This window comes from Brevibacterium sp. CT2-23B (assembly GCF_013168765.1).
GTDB classification, from domain to species: Bacteria; Actinomycetota; Actinomycetes; order Actinomycetales; family Brevibacteriaceae; genus Brevibacterium; species Brevibacterium sediminis.
In genome coordinates, this window is the sequence record NZ_JABBYK010000003.1 from 132,689 (window position 1) to 148,341 (window position 15,653).

Annotated in this window: 15 protein-coding genes and 1 tRNA gene; 8 read left to right on the plus strand and 8 right to left on the minus strand. The window is 59.5% G+C overall.

The window, feature by feature from the left end:
* Nucleotides 1-40 precede the first annotated feature (40 nt).
* Complete coding sequence (locus tag HIM68_RS09205; RefSeq protein WP_229663967.1) at nucleotides 41-499, plus strand: DUF4383 domain-containing protein; 459 nt, start codon at nucleotides 41-43, stop codon at nucleotides 497-499.
* Nucleotides 500-603: 104 nt separating this feature from the next.
* Here HIM68_RS09205 and HIM68_RS09210 read toward each other — a convergent pair whose 3' ends face one another.
* From HIM68_RS09210 to HIM68_RS09220, 3 genes are all read right to left on the minus strand, one after another.
* Nucleotides 604-1,617: an inorganic phosphate transporter gene (locus tag HIM68_RS09210; RefSeq protein WP_172171593.1), complete on the minus strand. Its 1,014-nt coding sequence runs from the start codon at nucleotides 1,615-1,617 to the stop codon at nucleotides 604-606.
* A 3-nt stretch (nucleotides 1,618-1,620) separates the two neighbouring features.
* Nucleotides 1,621-2,241, minus strand: coding sequence for a DUF47 domain-containing protein (locus HIM68_RS09215; protein ID WP_101543807.1), 621 nt, complete (start codon nucleotides 2,239-2,241; stop codon nucleotides 1,621-1,623).
* A gap of 340 nt (nucleotides 2,242-2,581) precedes the next feature.
* Nucleotides 2,582-3,169 (minus strand): hypothetical protein, encoded by a 588-nt coding sequence (locus HIM68_RS09220; RefSeq protein ID WP_253903871.1) that lies wholly within the window; start codon nucleotides 3,167-3,169, stop codon nucleotides 2,582-2,584.
* A 175-nt stretch (nucleotides 3,170-3,344) separates the two neighbouring features.
* Between HIM68_RS09220 and HIM68_RS09225 the strand changes: the two genes are divergently transcribed.
* From HIM68_RS09225 to HIM68_RS09245, 5 genes are all read left to right on the plus strand, one after another.
* Nucleotides 3,345-4,283, plus strand: coding sequence for a hypothetical protein (locus HIM68_RS09225; RefSeq protein WP_172171595.1), 939 nt, complete (start codon nucleotides 3,345-3,347; stop codon nucleotides 4,281-4,283).
* 143 nt (nucleotides 4,284-4,426) lie between these two features.
* Nucleotides 4,427-4,499, plus strand: a tRNA-Lys gene (locus tag HIM68_RS09230).
* 1,277 nt (nucleotides 4,500-5,776) lie between these two features.
* Nucleotides 5,777-6,937: a DNA cytosine methyltransferase gene (locus tag HIM68_RS09235; protein WP_172171597.1), complete on the plus strand. Its 1,161-nt coding sequence runs from the start codon at nucleotides 5,777-5,779 to the stop codon at nucleotides 6,935-6,937.
* A complete protein-coding gene (locus tag HIM68_RS09240; protein WP_172171599.1) occupies nucleotides 6,937-7,758 on the plus strand; it encodes a GIY-YIG nuclease family protein in 822 nt (273 codons plus the stop codon). Before HIM68_RS09235 ends, HIM68_RS09240 begins: the two co-directional genes overlap by 1 nt.
* 83 nt (nucleotides 7,759-7,841) lie before the next feature.
* Nucleotides 7,842-8,657 carry a hypothetical protein gene (locus HIM68_RS09245; RefSeq protein ID WP_172171601.1) on the plus strand — a complete coding sequence of 272 codons (816 nt, stop codon included), beginning with the start codon at nucleotides 7,842-7,844 and terminating at the stop codon, nucleotides 8,655-8,657.
* A gap of 1 nt (nucleotide 8,658) precedes the next feature.
* Here the strand turns inward: HIM68_RS09245 and HIM68_RS09250 are convergent, their stop codons facing one another.
* Nucleotides 8,659-9,231 (minus strand): recombinase family protein, encoded by a 573-nt coding sequence (locus HIM68_RS09250; RefSeq protein WP_172171603.1) that lies wholly within the window; start codon nucleotides 9,229-9,231, stop codon nucleotides 8,659-8,661.
* A 247-nt stretch (nucleotides 9,232-9,478) separates the two neighbouring features.
* On the opposite strand from HIM68_RS09250, the gene HIM68_RS09255 reads away from it, so the two are divergent.
* A complete protein-coding gene (locus tag HIM68_RS09255; protein WP_172171605.1) occupies nucleotides 9,479-9,907 on the plus strand; it encodes a hypothetical protein in 429 nt (142 codons plus the stop codon).
* A gap of 332 nt (nucleotides 9,908-10,239) precedes the next feature.
* Here HIM68_RS09255 and HIM68_RS09260 read toward each other — a convergent pair whose 3' ends face one another.
* The 4 genes from HIM68_RS09260 to HIM68_RS18815 all read right to left on the minus strand — a co-directional run bounded on the left by HIM68_RS09260 (nucleotide 10,240) and on the right by HIM68_RS18815 (nucleotide 13,722).
* Nucleotides 10,240-11,085, minus strand: a complete 846-nt coding sequence (locus tag HIM68_RS09260) for a hypothetical protein (protein WP_172171607.1) — start codon at nucleotides 11,083-11,085, stop codon at nucleotides 10,240-10,242.
* 699 nt (nucleotides 11,086-11,784) lie between these two features.
* Nucleotides 11,785-11,970 (minus strand): hypothetical protein, encoded by a 186-nt coding sequence (locus HIM68_RS09265; protein WP_172171609.1) that lies wholly within the window; start codon nucleotides 11,968-11,970, stop codon nucleotides 11,785-11,787.
* A 488-nt stretch (nucleotides 11,971-12,458) separates the two neighbouring features.
* Entirely contained in the window at nucleotides 12,459-13,043 is a 585-nt protein-coding gene (locus HIM68_RS09270; protein WP_172171611.1) for a hypothetical protein, read from the minus strand.
* 385 nt (nucleotides 13,044-13,428) lie between these two features.
* Nucleotides 13,429-13,722, minus strand: coding sequence for an AlpA family transcriptional regulator (locus HIM68_RS18815; RefSeq protein WP_216657049.1), 294 nt, complete (start codon nucleotides 13,720-13,722; stop codon nucleotides 13,429-13,431).
* 575 nt (nucleotides 13,723-14,297) lie between these two features.
* Here HIM68_RS18815 and HIM68_RS09280 point away from each other — a divergent pair.
* Nucleotides 14,298-15,644, plus strand: coding sequence for a tyrosine-type recombinase/integrase (locus tag HIM68_RS09280; RefSeq protein ID WP_172171613.1), 1,347 nt, complete (start codon nucleotides 14,298-14,300; stop codon nucleotides 15,642-15,644).
* Nucleotides 15,645-15,653 lie beyond the last annotated feature (9 nt).

Consider the following 15,653-nt stretch of genomic DNA (forward strand, 5'->3'; position numbering starts at 1 on the left):
CCGAATCACCGATACCAGCCATCTTTGGGAAAGGATCGTCATGAATATCTCGATGTCGTCACAGTCGCCCGCCGCTGCACGCGGTGCGCGTTCGCAGGTGCAGATGGTCTCCGGGCTCTTCGGCGCAGTGTTCCTGCTCGTGGGGATCCTCGGCTTCGTCCCGGGCATCACCGCGAATCTCGGCTCGATCAGCTTCGCCGGACACCACACCGACGCTGCACTGCTCGGCCTCTTCCAGGTCACGGTGCTCCACAACATCGTCCACCTGCTCTTCGGAGTCGTCGGGATGCTCGGACTCCGCTCACGTGCACTGGCGAAGAACTACCTCGTCGTCGGCGGAATCATCTATGCGGTGCTGTGGATCTACGGAATGGTGATTCCGATGGAGTCGATGGGCAACTTCGTCGGGCTCAACACCGCCGACAACTGGCTGCACTTCGTCCTCGCCGCGGCCATGATCACCACCGGCTTCGTATTCGGGCGGAAGCCTCGGGGCTGATTCGTCGGCACCGACGTCAGCGATTTCGTCAGAGCCGAGCCCGGGCGCCTCGCGCTCCCGGGCTCGGCTCCGGCGTCAGCGAACAGCAGGAACCGGGTGGCCTGTCAGAGTCCGACGGAGGCCTTGACGATCCACCCGAGCACCACGGCCAACAGCGCGGCGGCCGGGATCGTCAGGAGCCAGACGCCGAACATCGGCACGAAGTACCGGGCTCTGGCGTGGCCCTTGCGCCCGGCGTATTGGGTGCCGAGGATCGATGATCCGAGGACGAAGGTCAGCGACACCGGAACCCGCATGATCAGAGCTGCGGTGTACATGAGGATCGTGGCCGCGCCATCGGCGATGGAGGATTTGAGCGGGTCGAGTCGGACCATGCGCACGGACAGTGTCTGGACCACTCGCCACCCGCTCAATCCGGTGCCCAGAGCCAGAGCCGCGGCGATGAGCAGGCGCACTGGCCAAGAGATGTCGACCACGGAGAGGACATCGTGCTGCTGCGTGTCGACGGCGAGAATGGCGACCATGACGAGGGCCGCGATCTTCTGCGCGTCCTGGACCCCGTGGACGAGCGAGAGGGCCGCCGTGAGCACGGAGTCGACCATGCGCGCACCCCGGAAAAGCGGCTTGGGTGGAGTGGAGGCGAGCGACTTCGACAGGATGAGCGTGAGCACCCACGCGAGAATGAACCCGAGGATCGGTGAGAGCACCAGCGGCCACACCACGGAGTCCATCGCTTCACCGGTATTCACTGAGAACCCGAACACGACTCCCGCGCCGAGCAGACCGCCGATCAGACAGTGGGTCGACGACACAGGCAGCGCGAGATAGTAGGTGAACAGGCTCCACGTCGTCGCTGCGACGAAGGCGATCAGCAAGGTGGTCAGGATGAGGTCTGTCGAACCGGAGAAGAGCACGATCTGGTTGGCCACGACGATGGCGATTCCCTCACCGAGGAGCGCACCGATGAAGTTGAAGATGACGGCCAGGCTGAGTGCCCAGCCGGGTCGCATCGCTCGCCCGACGACCGCGTTGCCGACGGTCAGTGCGGCATCGTGGAATCCGTTCGAGCCGGCGAAGATCACCGCGGCGATGACGACTGCCGCCAAGAGCAGCTCCACGGACTACGACTCCTTGATCGCGATGGCTGCGACGACCTTGCCGAGTTCGGTGAACCCGTGGGCGGCCCGGACGAAGGCCTGCCCGAGTTGGGACACGGCGGCCATATACGTCAGTCCCCGTTTGGAGTTCGGCACCGCGTCCGACATCCGCCACTGCAGGCTCTCGACTTGGTAGGTCAGTCGGTTGATCGCGTCGACGTAGTCCCACTGGTCGAGCTTGCCCGGCAGTCGGGTGATCATCCGCGAGGTGTGGTCCGTCTGATTCGACAGCACGGCCAGGGTCTCGGGGACGCCGGAGGGCAGCGGGTCGAAGGCTCCGGAGGCGAGTACGTAGCCGACTCCGTGCAGCCGGTGGCAGATATCGCGCATGTGGTGGCTGAGCAGGTAGAGGTCGTTGCGGTCGAACGGGGTGATGTAGTTCTCGCGCAGTGCGCGCAGCATCGCGCCCATGTCCTCATCGGCCCTGTCCCCGATCTCGCGGAGGCGGTCGGCGACGTCGCGGCGTTCGCTGATTTCGATTCCGGAGAGTTCGGCGAGCACCAGGTTGCACTGCCGCATCTGTGAGACGAGATCGGACAGCCGCTCATAGAACACCTTGTCCTGCGGTACCCGCTTGAGCCGCATGCGCTCCTCCTGCCCGGGGCCCGGACAAGCCGGACGAATATGCATGATGCCTCAATGATATGTGCCGGACGCTGAACCGAGAGCGCCTCTCGGCGGAAGGCCGCTCGAAGCGGCTGAATTTGGAGCCCGGGGCTTCAGCGATCCAGCGTCCGGTGGCCCGAAGGCCACCCCCTACGATACTCGTTCATGCTCATGAATCCACCGCCGAGGCGGCTCTTCGTCCGTTGAGAATCTCACAGTCGATGTCGTGGTCGGGCGGGAATATCCGGTCCCTACGGGGACCACGCTCATTCGGTCGGGCGGGGCCGCCTCGGCGAGGGGATTGCCGGCGAGCTGAGGATCAGTCGAGGCCGCCTCGGCGATGGGCGACCGCGGCGTCGGACAGGTCTTCGGAGAGCTGGCGCAGGCGGACGGCGGTGTCGTGGTCGTCGGCGCCTGCCGCGCAGATGCCGACGAAGGCGGAGGCGCGCAGCAGCGCAATGACGACGTCACCGCGGAAGGCGCCGACGAGGATCTCGTCGATGGCGTGGGCCACTTCGTCGGGTCCGGCGGGCAGTTCGACGCCGGCGAGGATCTCGTCGTAGCCGATGCCCTCGGTGACGCGGCGTTGGCCGTCGGAGAACATCTCGGCGAGTTCGCGAGGTGCGGACTTGATCCATTGGCGCAGGGCGTAGAGGCGCCACAATGCGCCGGGTGCGGAGACGGCGGGAGCGGCTGACCACATCTCGGCGATGATCTCGAAGCCGATGTCATCGGCGAGTTCGACGAAGCGCCTGGTGGCAGCCTCGTCGCGGTTTCCCTCTGCATCGCCGAGCAGCAGTGCCGCGGTGGCGTGCGAGGTCTCCGAACGGGCGACGGGATCGTCGACGGCACCGACGGAGTCGAGGTCGGCCAGGGGAACGGGACGATGGAATGCGCGCTGTGACATGGTCAGGGCAGTTTAGTCCCTGTCAGGGTGCGCGGACTAGGACGTGGAGCACATTCGGGCTTTCGCCGCACGGTCAGGTTCTGCTCCCGGGACTCACAACGGACGCTATTAAACTTGAGTCTGATTCGTGACTGCGACCGGCAGTCGCGAGTGACCGAAACGAGGAGGAACTCTCGTGGCAAAATCATCAGTGGCGAAGAAGGGTCTCGACAAAGCTGCGAAGTTGGCAGTCAATGACGATGGGACCCTCAATCCCCGCGCCCAGTCGATGTTGTCGCGTCTGCTGTCCGTGCAGCGGCCCGTCGCCCTGGCTTATGTGCGCAGTCTGCGCCGCCGGCATCCGGACGCGACCCCCGAAGAGCTCATCACGATCATTCGCCGGCACTATCTGACCCTGACGACCTCGGGCGGAGCCGCAGTCGGTGCGACCGCGGCCGTTCCGGGATTGGGCACGACGGCCGCGCTGGGTGTCGCCAGCGTCGAGACTGCGGGCTTTCTGGAAGGCACTGCACTGTTTGCGCAGGCCATCGCAGAGATCCACGGACTGCCGGTGGCCGACGCCAAACGGGCGAACGCCCTGGTCCTCGGCCTCATGCTGGGCAAGGACGGGAAGAACCTCATCCAGAAGTTCGGCAAGCAGAACGGCGGCGTGGAGTCGATGTTCGGCAGCTGGGGCGCCACCGTGACCAAGCAGCTGCCGGCCCCGCTGGTCGATCTGCTCGTGCGCAAGCTGCGCAAGACCTTCATCCGCAAGTTCGCCGCCCGTGCCGGCGGATCGCTGGTCGGTCGGCTGCTGCCCTTCGGCGTCGGCGCTGTCATCGGTGCCGTGGTGAATGCGCAGATGGCGCGGAAGGTCGCTGGGGAATCGAAGGAGGCCTTCGGTGCTGCGCCGACGGTCTTCCCCATCGAGACCGACCCCGAGTACGTTGCGCCGAAGAAGGATCGGAAGCTGCTCGCGGGCCTGAGCAATATCCGTGCCCTGCTCGGGAAGGTCAAGAAGAACAAGGCCATCGAGTCCGACGTCATCGAGCCCACGGATCCCGAGGATCTCGAGGCCCCGGACGGTCTGCCTCGTACGTACACCGCTGAGGATCGGCGCGGACTGGAGAAGTGAGCCGCGGAGCTTCGTCGGGAGGAAGTCGACGGACTCCCTCCCGACGGCGGTTCCTGGTTTGAGTAATTCGGGCGCGAACCTCTACTATTGGTTCGTCTCCATCATGCTTCAGCAGGCCTGTGTACTGCGCTTGTGATGGGGCGGGGCCTCTAGCTCAGTTGGTAGAGCAGCGGACTTTTAATCCGCGGGTCGTGGGTTCGATCCCCACGGGGCCCACCGTAAAACAAACCGCCTCACCAGCGATTATGCTGGTGAGGCGGTTTCATTCACAGGTAAAGATGGCTGTCAAATTTACCGGCGTGTCACGTTGGATCATTGCAGGAACTTGCATTCTACTTGCATTCTGAGTCGGCAACTGCGCTTGCCGTTCGCCCTGATCTGCCGGGGGTTCGCGCCGAGACCATGCGATCAAGTTCTGGGGTCACTTCGTTGCGGCAGGACGAGCGCTCGGACTGATCGAACCGTGTTACGCGAACTCTATATCATAGATGATTCGGTTACCACCAAGTGTCAAGTCGGCATTGTAATCTAACTGTAATGATTAGTTTGTGACGATCCGCCGGGATCGGCCAGCGCAAAGGCGTGCGGCTCCTGTCGTGTTGATGGCCTCGGCGCAAATGGGCCGCGAGGTCGGACGGCCTCACCAACGCGGCGTGACGGGAACGGCGGCGCTGATTTCGGTGGAATCCTACTTGATGCCGTAGGGGTCACCAGACCGCTGCTGGTAGTCGCGAATGAATCCGACTACGGCGGAGTATGAGCGGCCTAAAAGTTCGGCGCGTTCCGATAGAGATAGGTCTGTTCGAGTGCATGCAATAGTTGCGTCTTCTCGGCTCCACGGCTTCCACCGGTTCCGGGCCAGGCTTTTCCCGTACTTGCCGACAGCGGGTCTAACCCTCCACTGCCGAAACCATTTACCGAGTGTTGATTCGTTGACTCCGACTGATACGGCAATATCGGTGATGGTCTCGCCCAATTCGCGCCGACGAGTAACTTCATCTCGAACCCGCGCTTTGGTGTCTCGGGTTGTGTATTGCCGTGACTTCTTTGGGCTGACCCCACGCCTATAAGTTGCATAGCAACGCTGGCAGAGGCCGCGAGCTATTGGGCTCCGATCACACCACACCACCGCGCACGTCTTCATGCCGGTCTCATCGTTGAGCGCATGCACGTCAGACTAGTTCAATGCTGGAGCAAGCTCCAGACATTCGTATACATGCGACTACCTGAAGTCAGATAATGATGAAAACCAATTCGGGAGGTAAGCAATGTCGCTGCGCAACGAGACTGAGATAGGTAATTTGCCTGAGCTGGCGAAGTATCGGCCAGAACCAGGGCTTCGCCCCGGTGTCTTTTTCTACCCGCCGGGCAGTTCGCCGGTCGCGTTCTATCCGAGGCCTCGGTCTTCTGACGAATGATCGGTTTACAGTCCCCGCAACGTTCACAGGTGTGCCCTCTGACCAGTGTCAGTCTGCTCAGCTAGTGTTGGGCACATGGGAGATACAACATCGATTGGTGGCACGCGGCCTAAGGTTTTAGAGTTCTTTGCCGGTATCGGACTCGCGCGTATGGGCCTTGAAGCCTCAGGCTTCGATGTTGCATGGGCGAATGACTATGAGCTCGATAAGAAGACCATGTATGACGCTCAGTTCGGAGAGTCTTCCGAGCACTCATTTTCGCTTGGAGACATCGGGGGCGTCGGTGTGGAAGAGCTTCCCCACGGCACCTCACTCGCGTGGGCTTCGTCGCCGTGTACTGATCTTTCATTGGCCGGCGGTCGCGCTGGGTTCGCCGGTTCACAGTCAGGTACGTTCTGGCATTTCATTCGCCTTTTGAAAGAACTTGGCGATGACCGTCCTGAAGTTGCCGTGCTTGAAAATGTTACGGGTCTCGCCTCGTCCCATGGTGGCGATGACCTCATTGCAGCGATCCGCGCTTTCAACGACCTCGGCTATTCGGTAGATGTGCTCGCGATTGATGCACGTCGGTTTGTTCCGCAGTCACGTCCGAGGCTTTTCCTGGTCGGCGCGATGAACCCGCCTGAGGATACTCCCGAGCCCAATTCGGAGTTGCGTCCAGATTGGATTCAGTGGGTTTACGGTGACAATGAATTGCGAACTCATCGTGCGGAACTACCGAAGCCGCCGTCGCCATTAACTGACGGGTTCGGCGAATTGGTGGAAGCTATGCCCGCGACTGATGACCGGTGGTGGGACGAGACTCGCACCAAGGCTTTTGTCGGGTCGCTATCCCCGTTCCAGCTAGAGCGCATTACGAAACTTCGCCAGTCATCTGGCGTCAAATATCGGACTGCCTACCGGCGAACCCGGAAGGGTGTAGCCGTGTGGGAGGTTCGCCCCGATGACATTTCGGGTTGCCTTCGCACTGCTCGGGGCGGATCGTCAAAGCAGGCAGTGGTTCGTTTAGGGAACGGTCGGCTTCAAGTCCGCTGGATGACCCCACGCGAATACGCGCGGCTCATGGGCGCGGGAGATTATGACCTCAGTGCGGCGAGAACGACTCAAGCAATGTTTGGATTTGGTGACGCAGTTGCAGTGCCAGCAGTGTCTTGGCTTGCAGACAACTACCTGTTGCCTTTAATCAGGGGGAAGTTTGACGGTCATCGTTCCCCTGCTCATCTTGAGGCGGTCTGATGGCGAGCACGAGCAAAGCCTCGGCTCGGGGCGCAGGTGGCGCTGGCAGGAAGAAGCCGAAGCTGAAAGACTTGCCAGCTCCATTGGTTCAGGAGTTCCGGCAACTCTTTGACGAAGCGAAGAAAGCGACTGACAGCCAGGGGCGGAAGATCGCCTCAGCCAAATGGGGAGCTTACGCGTTCTTCGATTATGATGGCGAGCCGATTTATGTCGGACAGACCAACGAACAGCTTTCGACTCGGCTTAATCGCCATCTCACGAATCAGCGAACTGACGCTGTAGCTATGCGGATTCTTGATGTATTCGAAGTGGCTGAAGTTGAGATGTGGCCGCTTTGGGAATATGAGGGAGTTGCAAGCAGCAACGCAGAGGCAAAGAAGCATCTGAATGCTTTGGAATATTCGGCTTATCTTCGCGCGATCAAGGACAGCAAGTTCGGCGCTATCCTGAACGAAAAGATTCCGCCGCTCTCCGAACCAATCGACCTCCCAGAATCGTTCCGCTTTCCTCTTATCTCAGACGCAACTCGCCAGGAGCGAGGCCACCCTGACGTGCGTATCGCTCGCAGAGCCGAGACGATTTCGCGACTGGCTGCCGTTGCCCACGAGCGTGGAGAGGTGTCGGAGGGACTGCGCCGTGTACTCGTCATCCAGGCAGTTCGTCTGGCGTATATTTCGGCAGTTCGCCTGGCCGAAACTGAGGGTCGCCAGGAGCCTGACCCGGATGCAATCTCGGTCGAAGGGCTTGTCGGCAGTGTGCTTTACGAGCGCTCCGACCCTGACGGCGAAAACAGCGACGGCGACACCAGCGAGGTGGACTAATGAAACTACTCCAACTGGCATCACCAGAGGCCGATGACTATGAATTCATTGCCGATAGCCACGGTCGAATTTAGTCTCTAGCTATGGCTCAGTATTTAGATGATGATGACTACGAAGCACTCGACCGCATTGACCAAATGGTTAGTGACATTAGAGCTACGGCTGACAGCCTGACTGTCCCGGACAGTGGCACAGAACTAGACCAGGATGACGAGGAGACAGTTGGCGAAAGAACCGCCAGCCGCGTGGTGTCTGCGTCAATAACCTCCGCTCTTTGCGGCTTACAGGGGTTCCAAGCACTTTGGGCTGGGGGCGAAAAACTGCAACGTGGAACGACATTTGGCCTTGTACATCGCACGGCACTTCTCGGCGCGTGTGAAGCATTTTGGGTTATTCGACCAGACGACCGGGAGTCACGAGTAAGACGAGCGAATGCTTCGGCCTTGCGTCAGCTCAACGACGAGATCCTAAGCAAGGAAGACATTCAGACGATGGACCGGTTGTTTCAGGATGACCGAGAGGTAACAGATGAAGAATTGGAGGGTTTACGTTCAATTCGTACAGACCTCACGCACGCGGTTGGGGGCAGACCTCCGTCTTTGACCACGATGTTCAAGGAAGTAGCAAGCGATCTTATTAGCGATGAGTTCTTCGCTGATGAAGATGTAGAGCATTTCAGTCAGGTGCTTCGGTCACAATGGAGAACTTCGTCTGCTGACGCTCATGGTGCCTCTTGGCAACATCGGTTCAGTGACCCGCTAGCGGAAGATCAGGAATACGATTCACCTGTTGTGAAACGCGTAGCAGACTTGGGCATGGTGATCGCGAAAGCATATACTGCCGCTGGAATCGCAAGGTATGCAGCACATATCTGGGAGCAGCGAGCCATTGCCGATTAGTTCAGGCAGATTTTAGCGCCGTGTAGAGCGTCTGCCGTGAGACTCCGAGGTCTCGGGCTATCTCAGCCTTGGCTGCACCCTCAGCGATCCGCTGGCGGGCTTCTGCGATCTGCTCGTCGCTGAGCTTTTTCGCCTTAGCGAACTTCCCTTGAGCCTTGGCAATCTCGATTCCCTCTTGCTGACGTTCCCGGATTCGCGCTCTTTCGAATTGGGCGACACCGCCGAGCAGGTGGAGCATGAGGTCGGTCATTGCTTTGTCTGATTCTTCACCGTTAACGACGAATCGCAGTCCCTCCTTCTTCAGGTGGACGTTCACACCTTTGCCGTTGAGTTCGCGGATGATGGACTTCAGGTCATCCACGTCTCTGCCGAGTCGATCCATTGACGCGACGATAACGGTATCGCCATCTCGGACGTAGGCGATCATCTCGGCTAGCTGCTCACGCCCGTCGCGTGATCCGCCTGAGACTTTCTCTGAGAACACACGGTCTACTTCTCCGACCGCTTCTAACTGTCGGGCTGTGTTTTGGTCGATGCTGCTGACGCGGACGTAGGCGACTGCCTGACCTTTCATGTCGATCCCCTCTTGCTGGTGGGCGAACACCGCCCAATAAATGTGTATTGAACTCTACGACTTCCTTAGACATGTGTCCATTCATTTCGACATGAACTTCCCTTGACGCTAAACTTCGGGGCAGTTGAGAGCCGATTGGCAGCGTCCAGTGAGCATACTTCCCTTGACGCGGGCCAAAAACCACTTTTGCCCGTGATGCGCGGCTCCGCCACAGATGAACGGGACCCGCATCGACTACATTTGGACTATGAGTGAAAACCCAGTAGTGAACAATGATGTCGGCGGCACCTCAACGTCAGACAAATGCGACAACGACCGTCCACTAGCAGCCAACAAAGACAGCGGCTACACAGACGAGGCAGTCGAATCGCGACTGCTGGGAGGTGGCCCCTTGGAGAGGCGGGATCGAGACGCCGCCTACGCCGCATGGCTACGCACCTATTCGGAAAGGCGCTCCAAGATGGCAGGCACGTTTTCGATCCTCGCGGCGGCGTTAACCCTTACCGGCGGATTCGCGTCAAACAGCAGCGCAGTGCCAGCCGGAGCCGCGTATGTCGCGGTGGGTCTTGTCATCGTGATCAGTGGGTACTTCATCGCGAAGCACATCCTCGGCAGGGACAGAGAAGCGATAGAGGCTGCCGCAGCTGTCCATCAGCTCAGGAGCGAAGGAGACTAACAGCTACGCAGCCAGTGGGGGCACCACCCCCACCCCCGTCCCCTAAATCCACCGGTGGGTCATAGCAGGAATGGACGCTCCCACTTCAGAAGCCCGTAATTGTTACTCGATCCCATCCAGGAGTAACTAAGGGGACTCGACTAGTGGGTGGTCAAGGCGTGTTCGGTCGAGGGGTGGGGGCCTTAAAAATCGGCCCCCACCTATTCCTATGGCGTGTGGGTCAAAAAAAGTTTCAGAAGTTCAGAGAAGTCCGTGAATACAAGAACGCCCCCGGCCTAAGCCGAGGGGCGTTCTCATTTCAGATGTTCGTCAGGTGAGTCACCCGCGTCACTTCACCAGGTGGCCGGATCAGCGAATACGGGTTCGGGCGGCATTGTCGCCGTGGTCTCGAAAGCGCGGGCGCGGCGGAAGCGTTCTGCAGTCCAGTTGTCGTGGGCGACTTTGAACCGAGCGTAGGCTTCGCGATGGGCGGCTCCGGCTTCCCATTCGGCCTGCGCTTGAGCTTTGGCCTCACGGTCAGCGTCGCGTTGCTTCGCAGTTTCGGCGGCGTGTGCTTCGCGGCGTGCGACGACCCGAGGGTCATCGGGAACTCTGAAAGCTTCTTCGACGGTCGAGGACGTTAGCCCGACGGGGTCGAGACGGATGCCGTCGAAGACGTGTTCGCCCATGCCGCCGGACGGCTCCGAATACCGTGGGTGCGAGTTGTCGATACCGGCACCGCGTGCAATTGAGGCTATCTCGCCTTTAAGGTCGGTGACGGCATTCAGCTCTGCCCATGCCTCGGCAGCGATAGGCGCAAGCATCGCCGCGTACCGGCGGATGAAAGCGTTCCGGTCGAAATCACGTATGGCCTCGGCGCGGTCTTGCATCTGAGCAAGGGCGAGCGCCCGGTTCGCCTCGGCGGCTTGAGTCTCGGCTTCCGCGACGGCTGAAGATCGTGAGGCGACCATGCGTTCATACCAGGTGATCGTGGCGGTGAGTTCGGCTCCGTCATGCGCCCAATTCTTTGGCTTCGACTTGGCCGTCTCGGCTTTGGCTTCATGGTCTGCGAGGTTTTGGCGAGCCGTTTGGAGTTCCGCCTGAGCTTCGGTTAAAGCCTCCCGGGCCTTGGCAAGTTTGGAGTCGGCTGCTTCGGCGGCTGGACGGTGCTGGTCTTCGTTCTCATGAGTGATGTTCAAATTCGTTCCTGTTCGTATTGGATTGGTGTGTTTTAGATGACCGGGGAGTCAGGGCATCCAACTGGTGCACCGTCGACTCCAGGTCGGGTAGAAGCCCTCACGCGACAGCGGAGACCGCGTATTGAGGTGCCGTGTACTGAGTGAGCCTGCACCAGCCGTGGACAGCAAGGATCGGAAACTTCGAGACGACCCGAGAGCAAGGCAAACAGGGCGGCTTCACGTTTGAGAACCCAAGCTGGTGCCCCCATGCGCCCTGACTGGAACAGCGCGGGCATAGCCCTGCGCGGTAGTACCAGGACTTCACTCGCGACCATTTCTCTGCCTGTCGTGGCGTTTCGGGCGACCAGGTAGATTGCGAGGGGGAATGTTCGGGAATGTCTGCTGGTCGTGTAGAAGCCCTAGTTTCATGCGGCTCTGTGGGCAGCGGGCCTAACCCCCACGAATCGGCCAGGTCGTCAGAGCTGGGCCCATCGTTGATGGGCGCTAGTGCCTGAGCTCCGATCCACTTGTCAGCAAATCCGCCCGGCCCCGTCTCGGGGCCACGCACCAGCCCCGAATCGCCACTGTTGCTTTCCGCGCCCCCGTACCAGTACAGGTCGCGTTCGCCGTCCCCGAACTCGATCACGGCGACGGGTACGGACATTCGCAGTTTGACGACCTCGGCGACTTTGCCGTCTACGGTCACTTGGTCTCCTATGTTCATTTGGTCTCGCTTTCGATCTGGTTAATGAGTTCCAACACCACGTCCAGCTCGTTGAGGTAATACTCCATCTGCCGCTCACGGCGGGAGTCGGGCGCGCGTAGCTCTTTAAGCTCTAGCCGGTCGAACCGGCGTTCTAGGTAGTTCGCGTAGTTGTGGAGGACTTGGGCGTTGAGGTTGGTCAAGCCGCGACCTCCGGTTCGCCGCCGGTCACTACTGCGTCCGCCCAAGGCCAGACACCGGAGGGCAGTTCGATTCGTTCATGGCCTCGGAACTGTCGGTCACTGAATGCTTCGACAGCAGCGGCTACTCGTTCCCCCACGACGTCTTCGGGGACAAGGAGAACTTCTAGCGCCGGGCGGTAGAACGTGCTCGTGTAGGCGGCTCCGTCGCGCATGCCTGCAAGGCACGATGCGTCCAGCTGGGCACTGCCGCCCATCGTCAAATGGTGGCCTCGGGCGACAAACGTCAGGGGACTATTCACTCCAAGAGTGAAGAAGTCACCGGGCTCAAGATCTCCGACCTTGATGAATTCCAGATTGCTTTGATCCATCTGTAATGCTCTCTAACTCTCGTGCCGAGCCTTTTGCTCGGCGGCATGGGTGTTCACCTCCTTTGGGTGTGTCGAGAGTTGTATCGACTGAATTGCTACACAGTTCGCGTAGTGGCCGGGCTAGACGGCGCGGGCGACTCGCTTATCCGCGAGCAAGTAGTCAGTGCCGAAAAAGGCATTAGCGAACCGTGTCCCGGTGCCATACAGCGGTAGGCTGTGGGTCTCAGCGAATGTCAGCAGGTCAACTGGCGCTTCGCGGTTCGCCTGAGCGATCCGCCAGATGTTTGTAGCTTGCTCGTCGCGGGTCAGCACTTCATGCTTCTTCTTAGTCATAGGGATGACGTGAAGCGGGTTGCAACAGAGCTTTCTATCGCATGAATGCGATAACTCCAGTCCCTTGGCATGTGGCCCGAAGAAGTGGACATAGGTCAGACGGTAGGTTGTCCAGGTCAGCCCCGCACAACCGATCTGGGCTCGCCCGTTGGTGCTGCTCTTCTTTGCCGGTGTTAACCAACAACCAGTGAAACTGTCGGAAGTGATAATTCCGGCGAGGCGGTCGAGGGCACTTTGAACGGCTCCCGGCTTCGCTTCTTTGAGGTACTGGTCTTCATGCCTGCGGCAATAGCCGCGCTTCTTTGGGCCTTTTCCTCTGTTCGTGTCTCGGATTGACGTGCAGTTGTAGAGACTGCCGTCTTCGCGGCGCACTCGGTAAGAGCAGACTCCGTAGATCAAGCGGCGCTTCTTGTTGTAATGCTTTGCGCATACCCAATAGGAATACTTGATTCCTCCGCTTGTGTATCGGACGGTCGAGACTCCATCGGAGTCGCAACCTCCCGTTTTCATATCCCAGAATTGGCACTTGTTGTGCTTTCGCTTTACGCGACTCCTTCTATTTCCCGACCGATTGGTCAGTTGTAAAGTTGATTCCGGCACCCATTCCCTCTCAATGTCGCCGCCCCCGCTATTTCTGGGCGGGAAGAACTGCATTCCATTCGTCTCGTTACCGTCCACTCACACGGGGTCATTCCCTGCTGGACTGCCCGTTTGACAGCACTGCTTTTGGCTCATGGAGCCATAGCGGAATGAGCGTTCAGTGCTTCACTTCCTGTTGCTCCAGCCAGGTGTCTAGCGACCCGATCCTGTATCGAACGTTTTTCCCGACTTTGACGAATGGCGGCGTTGCCGGGCTTCGCCTGTTGTTCCTCAGCCACGACACTGAGCAGCCGATGTATTCGGCGGCTTCATGCTCGTTCATGACAGCCGTTCGCGGCTGCGGCTGACGCCTGAGATAGCTCTCTACCTCTGCAACCAGTGATGCGTCTTCACTGTCGCGCTCATTTGCTGGAGCGACAGACCGAGGGCCTGCTTGAGTATTGATGGGCATAGGTGTGTCCTTTGCTGATTCTGGTGCTGAGTTCGACCGAAATGTACTTCGCACCCTTTGGCTTACGGTCGGTACACCGATTGCGTAGTGAAGACAGGCCGCCTTTTTGCGCAGCCTCCGCGCATGGCGATCCATTGAATACGAGTACTTGCCACCCCTCGTGCTCTCGCAACCGCGCTGATCATTCAGGGCCGGGCGCTGAGGGACGTTCAAGAGTTGTGTCATCTGCCATCGAAGGCTTGACAACCACATCATCTTGTGCTCGTCTACGACTTTACATCCATATCCAGTGTTACACCAGTGTCATTTGCAGGTTCCACACCCTGTGCAACCGCAGTCCGCAATCGTCCACAAGCCGTGAAGTAACGCCGAACCCTTGATTTGTCAAGGCCACGACTCGTTCTGGACAACCTTTCGGAATGTGGGTCTACAACGGTTTTCCACCGCTTTCCACAGGGAAAAATTCTACCTGTGGGCATGTCGCGAGTGCATCAAGACCATCAGGCCTGCGGGGCGCGGCGATGTCGCGACTCCCAATTATCTGACTCACGGACTTTTAGTTGTATTCTTGCTTCATGAGTGTGAAGAATCTGGCCACGGGCAAGTTACCGTGGGAGTGCCTGTATCCCGTCATGGACGGGGGCCAGCGGAAGTACAAACGCAAGAAGTTTCGGACGAAGCGCGAAGCTGAGGACTTCGACCGTGAGGCTTACGCGAAGCTGGATTCGTCTTCGAATGTCGATCAGTCTAAGGCTGAGAAGATGACGGTAGAGCAGCTTCATCAGGAGTGGTTGCAGTATCTGCGTGGCACTGGTGGGCGGAAGAACACCGGCACGGCCGGGAACACACTAAACAGGTATGACGAAATCTACCGATCCGTCATCGAACCACGGTGGGGCGGCGCACCGTTGGCGACGGTCACGGACAAGGCAGTCCGCGGGTGGGTGGAGCAAGGGAAGTTCAGTTCGCCCAGCAATAAAGCTAAAGGCGTGCGTCAGTTCAGTCGCCTAATGAACTATGCGGTCGGCAGGTATGTCGCGGCGAACACGGTTAAGCCCTATCTCAAGCAATTGCCGAAGTCGGAGGATTCCGACGTGGAGCGATACAGCCTCAGCATGAGGCAGGTCTACAGGATCGCAGCGTGCTCGTCGGAGCACTTCGCTCCGATCTTCGTTTTCCTCGCATTGACTGGTCTGCGATTTGGGGAGCTTGCGGCTCTCCGTGGCCGTGATGTTGAGAACGGTGCTCTCAGGGTCCGCAGGACTCAGAGGACTATCGACAACAAAATCAGCTACGCCGAGGTGACAAAGGGTGGCGAGCGCCGAACGATCCCGCTTACTCAGATCGCTTTGGATATTGCCGAGGCTCGCCGCCGGGGCCGGGATGACCACCTGTTTACCGCCCCGCGCGGGGGCGACTTGCAGAACCAGAATGTCAACAACCGGGCACTGAAGCCTGCTGTGAAGATTGCGGCTTCAGCCGTTGAACGTTTGCAGAATGCTCTCAACATGGCCGACGAAGAATATAGCGGGGACTTCCATGTCTACGGCCCGGAGACAGCCAGAGCGGTCGAGCAAGTACAGCAGGCTCACGGCCTGCCGGTCACGGGTGAAGCCGACCCTGAAACGCGACAGGCGCTGAGTCTGCCCGACGCCGCCCACGGCTACACTCTCAATCGGCAGGACTCGGACTTCCCTGATGACTTCAGCTTGCATGGCTTCAGGCATACGTGTGTTTCTCTCGTGGTCGGTGCTGGTGCGAACGTGAAGCTCGCTCAGAGCTTCGCAGGTCACGCTTCAGCCGCCATGACCCTAGATACCTACAGCCACTTGTTCGCGGATGATCTGACTGGAGTTGCCGAAGCGCTCGGAAGGATCGCCGCTGAGGCTCAGGACGCGGCGCGGCTAGAGTTGCATCGGTGACAAGACTTG